We start from the raw sequence: 15484 nt of genomic DNA, 5'->3' as shown, positions 1-15484 counted from the left end.
TTGGTTTTTAGAATTTAAGATGTCGAACACTCAGTCCACAGGAATGAACAAACTTTTGCTATTTGTCGCATTAGCATTAATGTGCTTTGGCATCGTAGTCGTTTATTCGACGTCTACGCCTGTGGCTTTGGCGAAAAACCTGCCGCCTGAATACTTCCTCATGAAGCACCTTTACAAGGTCGTGGCATCGGTCATTATCATGGGCGTGTTCTACAAGATTGATTATGCGCTTTGGAAAGATATGTCCCGCGTTGTCTTTGGTGTTGGTGCAGTCCTTACGCTAGCTGCTATTGTTTCGGGTGGTGAGGTGAAGGGTGCATCCCGCTGGATTTTCGGCATCCAGCCGTCTGAGATTATGAAGTTTGGCTTTATCTGCTGGGTCTGTGCGAAGCTTTCGAATGCAGGGGACGAAATCAAGTCCATCAAGTGTACGATTGTCCAGCCCGCAGTTCCGTTTGCGATTTCTGCACTTTTGCTTGCGCTCCAACCGAATTTCTCGATGCTTATTATGTTTGCAGCTTTGCTTTTCACCTTGCTCTTTATTGCAGGGGCAAACTATAAATATTTGTTTTCGGGTTTGGGTGCTTCTATTCCGCTGGGACTTATCGTATTGCTTTGCAAGGCGCATACAAGCACGCGCATTAAGGCGTTCTTCTCGGGCGATGATGGAACTATGAAGGAATCGAAGCGCCAGTTGGAACATTCTCTTGAAGCGCTTGGCAATGGCGGTCTTTTTGGAACGGGTGCAGGCATGGGTGAACAGAAACTCGGCTATTTGCCCGAAGCCCACAAGGACGTGGTTTATGCCGCCATTGGTGAAGAATTTGGATTTGTGGTAACGTTCCTCGTGCTTGTCGCTTTTGCAATACTTTTCTCGCAGGGCTACAATATTGCAAAAGCTTCGACGACCCGATTTGGCAGGTACATGGCAGTGGCGCTCACGACTTCGCTTTTCTTGAATTTTGCCATTCACGTTTGCGTGTGTGTAGGGCTTTTCCCTACGACGGGTCAGCCGCTTCCGTTCTTGAGTTTTGGTGGTACGAATCTGTTGATGTCGTCTGCTTTTATTGGAATTATGTTGAATATTTCTCGCCCGACGAGTGGCCGGAGCATTCGTGAACCTTATATGAACAACACGGTTTCGTTTGATGCGAGTTCCTTTATGAGTTTTAGGACAAGAAGGAGTTCTATATGAAAAAGTTCCTCTTTGTTTGCGGTGGCACTGGTGGCCATATTTTCCCGGCAGTGGCTATTGCCGAGAGTTTGAAGAAGATGGGTGTTACCCAGATTACTTTTGCTGGTCGTAAGGATTCTATGGAAGAACGCCTTGTGGCAAAGAACTGGCCGTACGAATACATTTCGGCAGTTCCTCTGCATCGTGGACCGTTCCTCAAGAATTTGGCTTTGCCGTTTAACTTGACGAAGTCCTTGATCCGTGCAAAGAGCGTTGTAAAGAAGGTTGCACCGGATGTCGTGATTGCAACGGGTGGCTATGTTTCGCTTCCGATTGTGCTTGCTGCAGGTTCTATGGGTATTCCGGTCTATTTGCAGGAACAGAACGCTGTGGCTGGTATTGCCAACAAGGTCGGTGCCCGTTATGCAAAGACGGTCTTTGTGACCTCCGAAGAAGCAATGAAGGGATTCCCGATCGAAAAAACTCGCATTCTCGGCAACCCGATTCGTGACTTGCCTGCTGCGGATTCCTTGGCACGTCCGGTGGAATTCCGTGAAGGCCGTAAGGCTGTGTTTATTGTCGGTGGCTCTCAGGGCGCTTCTGGCATCAACAACAAGATTGAAGAAAGCATTGACCGCATTGCCGCCCACGAAGATATTAGCGTGGTTTGGCAGGTGGGCGTAAAGAATGTCGATGACATCAACAACCGCCTTGGCATTTTGCCGAATGTCGCTGTCCGTGGCTTCTTGGACAACATCTATGCTTACATGAAGCATGCCGACTTGATTATTAGCCGCGCCGGCGCATCGGGACTTGCAGAAATCCTTGCTTTTGGCAAGCCGTCTATTTTGCTCCCGTACCCGCATGCGACTGCAAACCATCAGGAACACAATGCCCGCGTAGTCGAAAAGGCTGGCGCAGCCCTCGTGGAACTTGATGATGAACCGAATGATCTTTGGAACAAGGTGGAATCTCTCCTGTACGATTCTGAACGTCTGGAGAAGATGGGCGAAGCCGCTAAATCGCTTGGCATGCCCGATGCCGCTGACCAGATTGCAAAAATTATCCTGGATATGGAGAGAACGTAATGCAGATTAATGATTGTAAACGTGTTCGTCGCCTTCATTTTGTGGGCATCGGTGGCGCCGGTATGTCCGGTATTGCAGAAGTGCTCCATGAAAACGGATTTGTGGTGACGGGTTCCGATATGGGCGAGGGTACTGTCATTGACTATTTGAAAGGTCTTGGCATCCGCATTGACCCGAAGCACGAAGCAAAGAATGTTGCTGATGCGGACTTGGTCGTTTATTCTTCTGCCATTCCGTTTGACAATCCGGAACTTGTTGAGGCTCGTGCCCGCCGCATTCCGGTGATCCGCCGTGCCGAAATGCTCGGTGAACTGATGCGCCTCAAGTACACGCTTTCCATTGCCGGTACACATGGCAAGACCACGACGACGTCTATCGTTGGCGCCATTTGGGAAGAAGCCGGACTTGACCCGACGATTATCGTGGGTGGCATTGTGAAGGGTAAGTGCAGTGGTGCCAAGGTGGGCCATGGCGACTACCTCATTGCCGAAAGTGACGAATTTGACCGCAGCTTCCTTTCGATGATGCCTTCTTCGGCTATCATCACGAACATCGATGCCGACCATCTCGATACGTACGAGAACATCGATGCCATCAAGGATGCATTCACTCAGTTTGCAAACAAGATTCCGTTCTACGGTCAGGTAATTGTATGCCTCGACGACCCGAACGTGCAGCAGATTCTGTCGCACCTCAAGAAGCCGGTGATTACATACGGCTTTACTCGCCAGGCTAAGTACCGCGTTGAAAATCTCACGTTCGTGAAGGGTTACCCGCAGTTTGAAATTGTTTGCGATGGTAAGAGCCTCGGACAGTTCAAACTTCAGATTCCTGGCCGCCACAACGTGCTGAATGCGACGGCTGCTGTAGCCCTCGCTGTCGAAGAAGGTATTTCGATTGAAGTTGCCCGCAAGGCTGTGGCTGCGTTCGAAGGCGTCAAGCGCCGCTTTGAATTCATCGGCGAAAAGAATGGCGTCATGGTCTTTGATGACTATGCCCACCACCCGACTGAAGCGACTGCAACACTCCTCGGTTTCCGCGAAGCGTTCCCGGACAAGCGCATCATTGTCGCTTTCCAACCGCACTTGTTTACGCGTACCCGCGACCAACACGAAGCATTTGGTAGCGCTTTCTCGAACTGCGATGTGCTCTTGGTGACCGACATCTATCCGTCCCGCGAAAAGCCGATTGAAGGTGTGACCGGGGCGATGGTAGCCAACAGCGCCGCTGACCGTGGTCACCGCGATGCTCGCTTCATTGGCGATGTGAACAACTTGATTCCGGTTTGCAAGGATTTGCTCCAGCCGAACGACGTGATTGTTCTGATGGGTGCCGGTAACATTTGGAAGCTTGGCCAGACGATTTTGGAGAAGAGCATTTGACTTTAGAAGAAACAACAATGTTCGGTCGACGGATCGGATACAACGAACGCAAGCGTAGACGCAAGCGCTCCCGTATGAGGCGCATGCGTGTTGCTAAAACTGTTCGTTGGTACAAACGCAAGGGCTGGTTTTTTGCTTTGCTCGTTGTCGTTGCTACTGTCGCGCTGTGGCAAAGTCGTTTCTATCTGCATCAAATCAATCCGCTTGAACTCAGGCACTTGCAGTACATCGAAATCGAAGGCAATCGTATGCTTTCGTGGGAGGACGTAGTGCAGAGCGCTCAGGTGGAAACGGGCATGCTTATGTCGGAACTGGATGCTGACTCTGTAAAGAAGTCTCTCTTGCAGATTCCGCTGATCCATTCGGCAGAAGTGGAAAGCAAGTTCCCGTCGTCGCTTTACATCAAGCTCCAGGAAGCGTCTCCGATTCTTTCTGTGCTTGAAGATGGCAAAGGAACTGTGTATTCCGAAAGAGGTCTTTCGCTTCCCATGTCGATGATGACGGCACTACACTTGCCGATTCTTGAAAACGAATCTGTAGGGAAGTTGAAACAGGTGGCTCAGTTCTTGTCGGCGATGCGCAAGGAAGATAAGTCCCTTTACGATCGTGTATCGCAGGTGGGCTGGTCCGAGCAAGATAGGGCTTATGAAGTGTTCTTTAAGGATGCCGGGTTCCGTGTGATGTTCCCGGAATCGAACTGGGATAAGGATTTGTTTACTTTGTACAATGCTGTCGGAAAGGGCTTTCGGAGAGACCTCCTTTGCGCTGGCGAGGTAGATATGAGATTTCATGGATTTGCGTATATAAAAAACTTTGATAAGAGGTGTATCAATGGATGACAATAAGCAAATAGTCAAAAAAGAGGACTACATTTTCGGGCTTGATATTGGCGCCTCGAAAGTGAATTTGTTCGTTGGCATCTCGGAAGGGGATTCCGTCCGAGTGGTAGAATGCGGTGACTTTCCGCTTGAATCGTCTGATGAATACGATTCCGTTGTGGAAACATTGCAGAAGGCCGTTCATACGCTGGAATCGATTGCTGGAGTCGATGTGCGCGATGTCTATGTGGGCATTGCGGGTAAGCATGTGTCTTCGTTCAGCTACAAAGGTCTTGTGACGCTTCCGACGAACGAAGTCCGTGAAGAAGATATCATCAACGTCCAGAGACAGGCAAGTACGCTGCCGGACAAGGCGGGCGAAATCATCCATATTTTCCCGGGTGAATATACGCTGGATGACGAAACGGGTATTCGCAATCCGAAAGGCTATTCTGGCCGTCGCCTCGGAGTTGAAGTTCAGGTGGTTACCTCACGCCCGAACGCTCTCCAGGATATTGCCAAGTGCGTGAATCGCGCTGGCCTCAATGTGGCAGGCTTTGTGCTTGAACCGCTTGCCGCTGCATCTGCAGTCTTGTCTAATGACGAACGTGAACTCGGTGTGGCGCTGATCGATATCGGTGCCGGTTCTGCCGACGTCGCTGTCTTTGTCAAGGATTCCGTGCGTTACACGGCTTCGCTCGACATTGCAGGCAACATTATTACTAGTGACATTAGCAAGTGCCTCAAGGTTCCGGTCTCGCTTTCGAAGGCTGAAGAACTCAAGAAAAAGTACGGCACCTGCTCGCTCAACAATTTGATTGAAGATGAAACCTTCCCGGTCCCTGGTGTGGGCGACCGTGGAGAAGTTCTTTGTTCTCGTAAGCTTTTGGCTCAAATTATTACTGCTCGCGTTGCAGAAATCTTCAAGCTTTTGGCTAAGGATTTGGAAAAGCACCACCTCGATACGGTCATCGATGGCGGTATCGTCCTTACGGGTGGCTGCTGCAACCTTGCCGGCATTGAAGAAATTGCGACTAAAATATTCAAGAAGCCAGTCCATATCGGAAAGCCGAAGGGCATGAGTGGCATTCAGGATGCATACCAGAATCCGTCTTATGCAACCGGCATTGGCCTCTTGTATTACGCGAACAAGAAACATCGCGAAAGAAAACAGCGTGACACGGATACCCAGTTGCTTGTAACTGTGAAGAAGGGTATGCAGCGCCTTCGCGACATCATCAAGACTTACTTCTAACCATAAACCACTCAAATCAGGGAGATAAACTATGAGTGACTTTGCAAATATCAATTTCGAGGCTATGTCTCGTATCACGGGTGATGACACTCCAACCAGAAATGCCAAGGTGAAAGTTTTTGGCGTCGGCGGTGCTGGCGGCAATACTGTGAACCGTATGAAGCAGATGAATATTGAAGGTGTAGAATACTATGCCATCAATACCGATGCTATGGCTCTGGACCAGAGTCTCGCCGACCACAAGATCCTTATCGGTGAAAAGAGCACGAGAAATCTCGGTGCTGGCATGGATCCGGAAATGGGTCGCAAGGCTGTCGAAGAAAACATCGACGACTTGAAGAAGGCCATGATGGGTGCGGACCTCGTGTTCGTGACCGCAGGCATGGGCGGTGGTACCGGTACGGGTGCTGCTCCGATCGTTGCTACTGTTGCACGTGAACTTGGAATCCTTACGGTTGCCGTTGTTACAAAGCCGTTCCGCTTTGAAGGTAACGTCCGTAATTCCTTGGCTCAGAATGGCGTTCGCGCTCTCCGCGAAGCTGCCGATACGATCATTGTTATCGAAAACAAGAAGCTTTTGAACCTCATCCAGAACACGAACAAGAGCGCTACTGTTGACGAAGCCTTCAAGATGGCTGACGAAATCCTCGGTAACGCAGTGCAGAGCATCTGCAGCATCATGTTCCGTCACGGTCTTGTGCACGTTGACTTTGCTGATATCCGCAAGGTTATGCTCAAGGGTGGTTCCGCTCTTATGGGTACGGGTACTGCAGAAGGCGAAGGCCGCGGTGTTGCCGCTGCCGATGCCGCTCTCTCTTCTCCGCTTCTCGAAGATATCGACATCCAGGGTGCTTCTGGCGTGCTCATCAACGTTTCTCACGGCGAAAACTACTCCTTGCTCGAACACAACGAAGCTATGGAACACATTTACGACGCCGTGGGCGAAGAAGGCAACCCGAACATCATCGTCGGTGATATCACTCTTCCGGAACTTGGCGACAAGGTTTGCATCACCATCATCGCAACGGGTTGCGGTGGCTCTAACAATGCCGCTGCAGTGAATTACGCTGGTATCGGTACTGCTGCTTACCAGATGAATCAGGCACAGGCTCAGTATCAGGCCCCGGCTGCTCCGGTGCAGGCTGCTACTCCGCGTCCGACCACGAACTTCCTCGCTCTTGCTGGCCGTAACACGGCTGCCATGCCGACTGCTGCTATGCCGACCGCAGCTATGCCTGCCGCTCCGACGGTTGCTACTCCGGCTGTTACTCAGCGCGTTGTTCCGGCAACAGCTCCGGCTGCTCCGTCTTACTCTGCTCAGTCTTACACGGCTCCGCAGAACACTTATGCTCAGCCCGCTGCAGCCCGCCAGGCTGCTCCGGTGAACGCTGCTGCTGCCATGTTTGCTCCGGCTTCTTCTTTCGCTTCCCCGAGCTTCGATGCTAAGGCTAGCTACACGGAAGAAACTGTTGCTCCGTCCAAGAACGCTCGTGAATCCGAAGAACTTCCGGGTGCCGCCGAAGCAGATCCGCTTTCTAACGGCAACTACACTAGCACTTTCAAGCAGGAATCCCGTCCGGCTCAGACCGAACAGGTGAACACTGTTGATTATGCTACTCCGGCTTACATGCGTAGCCAGAAGGCTTCTGAAGACGCTCTCAAGGACCGCGATGTCGATTACGAATTGCCGGCCTTTATGCGTATGACAGACTTGTTCTAATCGTGCATAACGATTAGCTCTACATTGCAATAACGAAATTCGACCTGGTGCGTTCGAATGTTTTCGAGTGCGCCTCCGAGAACGAATACACACACACGGGTGCGTGAGTGCGCACCCACCACAACACAAGGGATCACCCGGGTCTCCCTGCCTGGGTGGTCCTTATCGTGTCCGCTCCGCTCTGAATCAATAGAAAAGCTCCGTCGGCGATACGCTCTCGCCACCATGCCTCGTTGATACGAGGCGCTTGGGGCTCACGGCGTGCTTGCTTCATGCCTGATTTGTCATTCCGGCCTCCGTGCCGGAATCACCTTTTTTAATACATTTATGTTATGTTATCTCGTGCTTTATTGTTTGCTTGTTTGATGGCGGGGGCGGCGCTTGCCTCGACTGAAAATGTTTCTGAAAAGCCTGCGGAAAAGGTTGGCTATTTCCAGATTGGGACGGATTTCAATTTCGGCTTTAACGGCGGTCCGACCGACCCGATGTTTTCTGTTGAAAAACTCGAAAACTATAAAACCAGCAAAATTGGTGATAACTGGTATGGTATCAGGATTCCACTAGAAACGGCTCGTAGTTACGAGGAACGCATCAATCCTTTCTTTACGCTGAGTTTCCGCGCGGGCTACAAGGATTTCCACTTCTTGATAGAAGCTCCTTTGCGCAAGGATTTGGAAGCTTGGTACAATAGCGAACTCAAGACGAACTTTACCTACAAGCCGAGTGAACTTGATATCAATGTGCCGATCAATGCCTATGCCAAGTGGGATAATGAAGTTGGCTTTGTGCAGTTTGGTCGTTTTAATCCCGAAGATTTGAAAGTTTCCAAGAATGATGTTTTTCTGGGTGGTTTGCCGTACCATGATGGTATTCACTGGAAATTGAATATTGGCATTTTCCGCTATGACTTTTTGCTGAGTTCGTTGAACGCCTGGCTTTTTAATGATGTGATTGATCACGAAACAGGCTGCCCGCCGGAGGGTAGCGAAGCGTATGTCCAAAAATGTACGCAGCTCGGTCGTCAGGTTAGTAACCAGCGCAATCGTACTTATACCGAAAATGTGAAAAACATGGTATTCCATAGGCTCGGTGTCGATACAAAGAAATTCTGGATTTACCTTGTGGAACAAAGTGTCATTGGCGGCAAGTCTCTAGAATTCCGCTCTTTCAATCCGTTTATGTATTGGCATGATAACTACGCTACGGGATATACGTCTGCCGCGACTTCTGTAGAATTTGGTTACAAGACTTCCAATGGTGCTAAGTTCTATAGCCAAATTAATATGGAAGATATTGCAAGCCCAGTGGGTGAAGATAAAAAGAAGGGTACGAACCGCTCCATCATTAATTACATGGTCGGATACTATCATGAACTTGAAACCCGCAACTACGGCAAGTTCTCTTGGCGCTTGGATGTCGTGAAAACAGACCCGGCGGCAAACAACAGCCGACTTCCGCTTTTGAAATACACGGGTCGTCGCAATTATCGCAGTAATTATCGCGAGCAGGGAGAACCTGATTACGCCGATGCTTACTTTGTCGATTATCCCATTGGTTACCGCAGAGGCTGCGATGCACTTGATCTCTGGTTTGACATGAACTGGAAATGGAGCGTTCATTCGGCAACGCTTACGCTTGCTTGGCTGCGTCAAGGCGATAAGGAGCTTTATACGGACTACGATGTTGCTTTGAAACCGGAAAGTGCGCTTTCGGGCGTTGTGGAAAAACAGTTTGTCGTTGATGTTCTTTATGAAAGAAAAGTGCAAGACTGGTTTAGATTCTACTTTGGCGGAGGCTTTCGCGTGTATCGCAATCTTGCTCATGACAAGCGTGAAGATGGCTCTGACGCCTGGATCCGCTCAGGCGTGAAATTCAATTTCAATCCGGTTGATTTGAAGTTCTAATTCATGCCCGCCACCGCGTGGGCGTCTCTGTTAATGGTTGCCTAATAATTATATATTTGTAGTCACAACAAGGAGTTTTTATGGCAGAGATCGGTACACCTCTTAGTTCTACCGCAACGAAGGTTCTCTTTTGCGGTTCTGGAGAATTGGGCAAGGAAGTCATCATTGAGATGATGCGACTTGGCGTCGAAGTGATTGCTGTGGACCGTTACGCTAACGCTCCGGGCATGCAGGTGGCTCATCGCAGCTACGTGATCAACATGCTCGATGGCAAGGAACTCCGCGCTGTCATTGAAAAGGAAAAGCCGGACTACATCGTGCCGGAAGTCGAAGCGATTGCAACGGATACGCTCGTGGAACTTGAAAAGGAAGGCTACAACGTCATCCCGACCGCTAAGGCCACGAAGCTCACGATGAACCGCGAAGGCATCCGCCGCTTGGCAGCCGAAGAGCTCGGACTCAAGACGAGCCCGTACCGCTTTGCGGATAACTACGAAGATTTCAAGGCTGCGGTCAAGGAAATCGGCATCCCGTGCGTTGTAAAGCCGGTGATGAGTTCTTCCGGTCACGGTCAGAGCGTCATCAAGACCGAAGCCGACATTGAAAATTCCTGGAACATTTCCCAGACGGGTGGTCGCACTGGTGCTGCCAGCCGCGTGATTGTCGAAGGCTTTGTGCCATTCGATTACGAAATTACTTTGCTCACGGTCCGCCATGTGGGCGGCACCAGCTTCCTGGAACCGATTGGCCACCACCAGGTGGGCGGTGACTATCAGGAATCTTGGCAACCGCAGCCGATGAAGCCGGAACTCTTGGAACAGGCAAAGGTGATTGCAAAGAAGGTCACGGACGCTCTTGGCGGTCGCGGCATCTTTGGTGTGGAACTTTTCGTTTGCAAGGACGAAGTCTTGTTCAGCGAAGTCTCTCCGCGTCCGCACGATACGGGCATGGTGACGCTCATTTCTCAGGATCTCTCCGAATTTGCATTGCACGCACGCGCTATTCTCGGTCTCCCGATTCCGAACATCGCATTCCACGGTCCGAGCGCCTCGAAGGCAATCGTTGTCGATGGCAATTCTGACCATGTGAAGTTCAGCGGCTTGGAAGAAGTTCTTGCAGAACCGGATACGGGCCTTCGCTTGTTCGGAAAGCCGGAACTCAAGGGCCACCGCCGTATGGGCGTTCTCCTTGCTCGCCGCGATACTGTCGAAGAAGCCAAGGCAACTGTCATGGCTATGCGCGAAAAAGTGAAAATTAGTTTGTAGTTGCTAGTCTTTAGTTTTTGGTTGAATAGTCGCACCTTTGGTGCCTAACAGTAACTATTGACTAATGACTGATGACTAATTACTGAATTTTTTCGAAAAATTTGTATTTTATACAGCATCCTGGCTTTTAAGTCGGGGTGCTTTTCTTGTTGAAAAGAAGGAGGAAATTTATGGAACGATTTTTAATTCTTGCTTTGGCGGCTGTAGCTTTTGCTGCTGATCCGATTGTCCCCTCGGCGCCTAAGCTTGATTCCGATGGCTGCTACGCCATTTCGACCGCTGAAGAGCTTTATGGCTTTGCCGATATTGTAAATGCTTCCAAAACGCACGACGAATGTGGTAAGCTGACGGCTGATATTTACGTGGATTGGGAGAGTTGGAATTACACGAATTACTGGGTTCCCATAGAGCTTTTCCGGGGTGTTTTCGATGGGCAAAACCATACCATTGAAAATCTTTATTACAGTGCATACCAGTTTTCAAAGGATTCTACATCAAGTGTAGGGTTGTTTGGTGAACTCCGTGGCTTTACGAACGCCGATGGTAGCGTTGAAAAACTTGCGATTGTCAAGAACCTAGGTATCGCTGGCAACTATTTTTCTGGTGCGGGTTGTAACGGCGCCATTGCAGGAAAAGCTCATGCAGCAGAAATAACGAATAGCTACCAAAGTGGCAACGTTGAATCGCGTTGGGTTTCAGGCGGTTTGGTAGGCTGTGCCAGTTCTCTTAAAATTAGCGAATCCTATAATAAGGGGTATGTTTCCCGATATTATGAAGGAGACTCTACAGGTTGTGGAGGTTTTGTAGGTCGTAACGACGGTGATCTGACTATAGTGAATTCGTATAATGTAGGCTCGGCTTCTGGTGATGTTGCTGGTGGCCTTGTTGGAACTTCACTTGGAAAATTGAGCATTTACAATTCATTCAGTTATATTGAACGGGGATTCACGGACAACCCGCTTCCTCTTGTGGGCTCGTATAAGAGTGATGATTTGGTTGCCGATAATATCTTTTATTTGTTGCCGGAATTTGGAGAACCCATCGAGTTGGGAATGGCTTTGCAAAAGGATGACTTTAGATTTGGCCTAATCCTCGAATGGTTGCGCAACTATAATAAAAATGGTGTTGAAGGCTCTATGTGGGGACAGACGTTGGGGGCTGACTTGTACCCGAATCTGACGGGTAGCGTCTTGGTAAGCTCCGTGGGAACGTATGAAAATCCTGCGAAAAAACTCGATGTCAAGTATCCTAAAAAAGCCGATGGATGTTATCAGATTGGCTCTGCCGAGGAACTTTATGGCTTTGCCTTGATTACAAATGCAGTTTCTTATAATGGTAATTACGTTTGTGGAAAATTGACAAAGGATATTGTTGTCAATAAAAATGTGTTGTTGAATGATACCCTTAATGGGGATGGAAAAAACTTCCTCCCTTGGATTCCTATCTGGAATTTTGCCGGAGATTTTGACGGTGCGGGTCATGTTTTATCGGGTCTCTATTTCAATGACGGATATTATTATATCGGTTTGTTTGGGTCTGTCATGAATCCGGATCCCGAACGCGAAGTGAAAATCGAAAATGTAGGCGTTATGGATTCGTATTTCCATGGCGCTAGTGGCGTAGGCGCGATTGTGGGGCTTGTTCGTGATTCAAGTAAGGCAGTCCACATAAGGAACTGCTATTCGTCGTCGTATGTTGGTGGAAGCGGTTTGGGTCTTGTGGGGCATCATCATGGAGATTCTTTGACGCTAGAGCTTTCGTACAATGATGGTATTGTTAATGGTTCTTTATCCGGTGGCTTGATTGGTCAAACTTATGGGAAAACTCTGATTGCAAATTCTTATAGTGCTGCAAAGCTGATTTCTTCTAATTATGTCGGGCTTTTGGTGGGGCGCGTTGGTTATAGTTATACTCAGGATTATAGACTTTTTGTTGTTAATTCGTATGGAGTAGACCCCTATGCAAGAGAAAAGTCTTTAGAGGTGAGGCCTGCTATTTATTCGTTTGAAACGCGTTTAGCTCCTGAATTTGAGAATACGTTCACGGAAACAACTAAAAAGCAAATAGAAAAAACTTATCGTACTGTAGATTCTGTTGTGGTTTCCAATGTTGATTCTGAACTTTTTTCTGATGGAACTGTTGCAACTTTGCTCCACAATTACCGGACTGCCGGGCGCGACGGACTCGTTTGGGGACAGAAAGTTGGCTCCGATAGTTATCCGATTTTTAGTGGCTCTGTTTCGGCGAGCGTTGCCTTGTCGGACTTGAAACTGGTGACCTTCCCGGAAGATACGGTAAAATATTACAACAAGTATAAAGAGGGTATTGCCACGACGCTTCCGATTCCTGTAAAGGATGGTGATGTCTTTGGCGGTTGGTATGCTAGTGCGAATTTCTCGGGCGAAGCCATGAAGGCTATTCCTGCCGAGGCGAAGGGCCCACAGACTTTCTACGCAAAGTGGATCCATTACCCGTTGCAGAAAGATGGTTGCTATGAAATTGCAAATGTAAGTGAATTGAATCTGTTCAGGGACATTGTGGATAGTTTGAAGACTCCTCTTTGTGCAAAGTTGACTGATGATATTGTTCTGAACGAAAATGTCCTTGTCGATGGAAAGCTGGATTCGTCGAAAATATCTTCGTTTGAGCCGTGGTTCCCGTTGAATAACTATCAAGGTGTGTTTGACGGAAATGGTCATACGATTTCTGGATTGATCTTGTCGGAGCTGTATTGCCATAGTTCTTCGCATGCTGCGTGTGGTTTCTTTGGCAGGATTGAATCGGGAAATCTGGTTATCAAGAATTTGGGAATTGTTGATTCGTATGTCTTTGGCGGAAACAGTGTTGGCGGTTTTGTCGGAGCGATGTATGGGAAGTCTTTAGTTATTGCCAATTCTTATTTTGAAGGTGTTGTAAAAGGTTACGAAGATGTTGGTGGCTTGATTGGCTACACGGATCGTACACAGACCTTGGTACTTTCTTGTTTCCACCGAGGTCCCGTTGAAGGTGCTGCTGATGTGGGTGGACTTATTGGACTTTCGTATGAAACCAAAGGTTCTCTTACGATGATGTATTCTTACAATGAAGGCTCTGTCAGTGCAACTCAAGCGGTTGGTGGGCTAATTGGAGGCGAAATAACGGATTTCTTGCATTTGAGTAATTCCTATAATGTGGCTACAGTTTCGTCTTCTAAAAAGGGTGGAATTGGTGGACTTGTCGGATACCTTAAGAATGATTCGACGCTTGTATACAATTCGTACAACATGGGTAATGTTTCGGGCTCGGATTCTATTGGCGGTATTTGCGGATTCAAGAAAAATTATGTAGATCTTCATTTGGATGCTGCCTACTATTTGGAAGGTTTGCCGGAGGGACTTGGCGGTACAGCTGTTGCTGCCGAAGATTTCGCCAACAAGAATCTTCTGAAGCGTTTGCAGTCTTACAGGGATCATGGCTTGGATGGTTCTGCTTGGACGCAGTCGGATAGCGATAAGTATCCGGTGTTGAATAATAAAGTTTCGGATAAGTTTATCGATAGCCTGCTCGCTGTCGTGACTGCTCCGAGAAGTTCTAGCTCTTCGAGTGTTTCGAGTTCTTCAAGCTCTTCAAGTGCGACGGAAGTGTCTTCGTCGAGTGAGCCGAAGTCCTCGTCATCTTATAGCGAAATGGTGAAATCTAGCAGCAGTTCTGTGAAGTCGTCTAGCTCGTCAAGCGTACCGAAGTCTAGTAGTAGTTCTGTGAAGTCGTCGTCTTCTAGCGAAAAGGTGAAATCCAGTAGCAGTTCAGTGAAATCTTCGAGCTCGTCGAACAAGCCGAAATCCAGTAGTAGTTCTGTGAAATCAAGCAGTTCCGGCAAGGTCTCAATTGCGTCTGCTTTTGTTGCATCGCCAATAGCGATCCGTACGCAGGGCCGCATGGTTGAAATTAGCGGTTTGCGAATGGGCGAATCTTATGCGCTCATGGACTTGCAGGGCAGACTGTTACAGCGCGGCTATGCAAACGGTTCTACGGTCATGTTGCAAGTGGCAAAGTCCGGTCGTTACCTCCTGCGGGTTGCCGGACGAAATAGAATCGTGAATGTTCGATAAATGTTAAAAGAGTCGCGCGGTTGCGCGGCTCTTTTCGTTATAGCACTTTTCCTAATGCGATTATGGCGGCGGTGCGGGCGCGAAGGCGCGTGTTGCCTAAGTTCAGCAAATGGACTTTCCCGTTCTTGAACGCTTTTATCGCTTCGATTTCGCGAGGTGAAAATCCGCCTTCCGGTCCTACAAGTAAAGTAACTGGCTTGACTGGCGTTCCGTCTGCGGTGTTCTCGGAGCCGTCTTCCAAATCCAACTTACGTTCTCCATCGATATCGCAGAGAATCAAGTCTCCCTGATAATCCTTGAGCCACTTGTCGAATTCAATCGGGCCTTCGATGCGCGTCATCCAGGGCTTCTTGGATTGCTTGAGGCTCACGAGCGATTTGAGCTCGGCGCGTCGAACCGTCTTTTTCAAGTCGGAGTTCTTGGGCTCTTGTGAATAGTCCGTACGCAAAAAGATGATGCTATCCGTTTCGGTCTGTGCCGCATGGAAAACGACTTCTTCGAGGGCGTCATCCTTGAGGCAGGCGATACCGAGATTCAGGCGCGGGCGCTTGAACGGAGCGTCTTCGACTGTGTCTACACGGACTTCGCAGGCTTTGGAGTCTGCCTTGGTGATTGTTGCATCGGCGTAATGCCCGAGGCCGTCGCAGAGTTGTAGCGTATCGCCATTTGCGGCGCGGCAAACGCGCACGGCATGGCTGCTTTCATTTTCGTCCAAGATAATGGTGCCAACGCTAATGAGCGGGCAATAGAAACGACTATCAGGAGTTTTCATAACAGTAAAAATAGCAAA

The 15484-nt window shown here is 48.9% G+C and carries 10 protein-coding genes; 9 read left to right on the top strand and 1 reads right to left on the bottom strand.

What is annotated here, in order from left to right; translation table 11 throughout:
- The first annotated feature begins 19 nt into the window (after window positions 1-19).
- The 9 genes from BUC30_RS12025 (at window position 20) to BUC30_RS11985 (ending at window position 14694) form a co-directional block, all read left to right on the top strand.
- Window positions 20-1195 carry a peptidoglycan glycosyltransferase FtsW gene (locus BUC30_RS12025; protein ID WP_073425089.1) on the top strand — a complete coding sequence of 392 codons (1176 nt, stop codon included), beginning with the start codon at window positions 20-22 and terminating at the stop codon, window positions 1193-1195.
- Window positions 1192-2262, top strand: a complete 1071-nt coding sequence (gene murG, locus BUC30_RS12020) for an undecaprenyldiphospho-muramoylpentapeptide beta-N-acetylglucosaminyltransferase (RefSeq protein WP_073425088.1) — start codon at window positions 1192-1194, stop codon at window positions 2260-2262. Before BUC30_RS12025 ends, murG begins: the two co-directional genes overlap by 4 nt.
- The gene (murC, locus tag BUC30_RS12015) at window positions 2262-3644 is read left to right on the top strand and encodes a UDP-N-acetylmuramate--L-alanine ligase (protein ID WP_073425087.1); all 1383 of its coding nucleotides are present in this window, start codon (window positions 2262-2264) and stop codon (window positions 3642-3644) included. The genes murG and murC overlap by 1 nt, the downstream gene beginning before the upstream one ends.
- An 83-nt stretch (window positions 3645-3727) precedes the next feature.
- Window positions 3728-4483, top strand: coding sequence for a cell division protein FtsQ/DivIB (locus BUC30_RS12010; RefSeq protein ID WP_244536618.1), 756 nt, complete (start codon window positions 3728-3730; stop codon window positions 4481-4483).
- On the top strand, window positions 4476-5717 hold the full coding sequence (gene ftsA / locus BUC30_RS12005) for a cell division protein FtsA (protein ID WP_073425086.1): 1242 nt from the start codon (window positions 4476-4478) through the stop codon (window positions 5715-5717). The genes BUC30_RS12010 and ftsA overlap by 8 nt, the downstream gene beginning before the upstream one ends.
- A gap of 31 nt (window positions 5718-5748) precedes the next feature.
- Window positions 5749-7437: a cell division protein FtsZ gene (gene ftsZ / locus BUC30_RS12000; protein ID WP_073425085.1), complete on the top strand. Its 1689-nt coding sequence runs from the start codon at window positions 5749-5751 to the stop codon at window positions 7435-7437.
- A gap of 332 nt (window positions 7438-7769) precedes the next feature.
- Window positions 7770-9341 (top strand): hypothetical protein, encoded by a 1572-nt coding sequence (locus BUC30_RS11995; protein WP_244536617.1) that lies wholly within the window; start codon window positions 7770-7772, stop codon window positions 9339-9341.
- A gap of 80 nt (window positions 9342-9421) precedes the next feature.
- Window positions 9422-10606, top strand: coding sequence for a formate-dependent phosphoribosylglycinamide formyltransferase (gene purT / locus BUC30_RS11990; protein ID WP_073425083.1), 1185 nt, complete (start codon window positions 9422-9424; stop codon window positions 10604-10606).
- A 170-nt stretch (window positions 10607-10776) separates the two neighbouring features.
- On the top strand, window positions 10777-14694 hold the full coding sequence (locus BUC30_RS11985; protein WP_073425082.1) for a cell wall-binding protein: 3918 nt from the start codon (window positions 10777-10779) through the stop codon (window positions 14692-14694).
- A gap of 37 nt (window positions 14695-14731) precedes the next feature.
- On the opposite strand, the gene BUC30_RS11980 is transcribed toward BUC30_RS11985, so the two are convergent.
- Complete coding sequence (locus BUC30_RS11980) at window positions 14732-15466, bottom strand: RsmE family RNA methyltransferase (protein WP_073425210.1); 735 nt, start codon at window positions 15464-15466, stop codon at window positions 14732-14734.
- Window positions 15467-15484: the final 18 nt, after the last annotated feature.

This window comes from Fibrobacter sp. UWB7 (assembly GCF_900142945.1).
In the GTDB taxonomy this organism is placed as follows: domain Bacteria; phylum Fibrobacterota; class Fibrobacteria; order Fibrobacterales; family Fibrobacteraceae; genus Fibrobacter.
Note: the sequence above shows the minus strand (reverse complement) of the source record. Positions and strands in the feature narration are given on the sequence as shown.

What these genes read in the sequence shown, in the direction of transcription:
- BUC30_RS12025 (WP_073425089.1), top strand. Translation starts at nt 20, where the DNA reads ATGTCGAACACTCAGTCCACAGGAATGAACAAACTTTTGCTATTTGTC.
- murG (WP_073425088.1), top strand. Translation starts at nt 1,192, where the DNA reads ATGAAAAAGTTCCTCTTTGTTTGCGGTGGCACTGGTGGCCATATTTTC.
- murC (WP_073425087.1), top strand. Translation starts at nt 2,262, where the DNA reads ATGCAGATTAATGATTGTAAACGTGTTCGTCGCCTTCATTTTGTGGGC.
- BUC30_RS12010 (WP_244536618.1), top strand. Translation starts at nt 3,728, where the DNA reads ATGCGTGTTGCTAAAACTGTTCGTTGGTACAAACGCAAGGGCTGGTTT.
- ftsA (WP_073425086.1), top strand. Translation starts at nt 4,476, where the DNA reads ATGGATGACAATAAGCAAATAGTCAAAAAAGAGGACTACATTTTCGGG.
- ftsZ (WP_073425085.1), top strand. Translation starts at nt 5,749, where the DNA reads ATGAGTGACTTTGCAAATATCAATTTCGAGGCTATGTCTCGTATCACG.
- BUC30_RS11995 (WP_244536617.1), top strand. Translation starts at nt 7,770, where the DNA reads ATGTTATCTCGTGCTTTATTGTTTGCTTGTTTGATGGCGGGGGCGGCG.
- purT (WP_073425083.1), top strand. Translation starts at nt 9,422, where the DNA reads ATGGCAGAGATCGGTACACCTCTTAGTTCTACCGCAACGAAGGTTCTC.
- BUC30_RS11985 (WP_073425082.1), top strand. Translation starts at nt 10,777, where the DNA reads ATGGAACGATTTTTAATTCTTGCTTTGGCGGCTGTAGCTTTTGCTGCT.
- BUC30_RS11980 (WP_073425210.1), bottom strand. Translation starts at nt 15,466, where the DNA reads ATGAAAACTCCTGATAGTCGTTTCTATTGCCCGCTCATTAGCGTTGGC.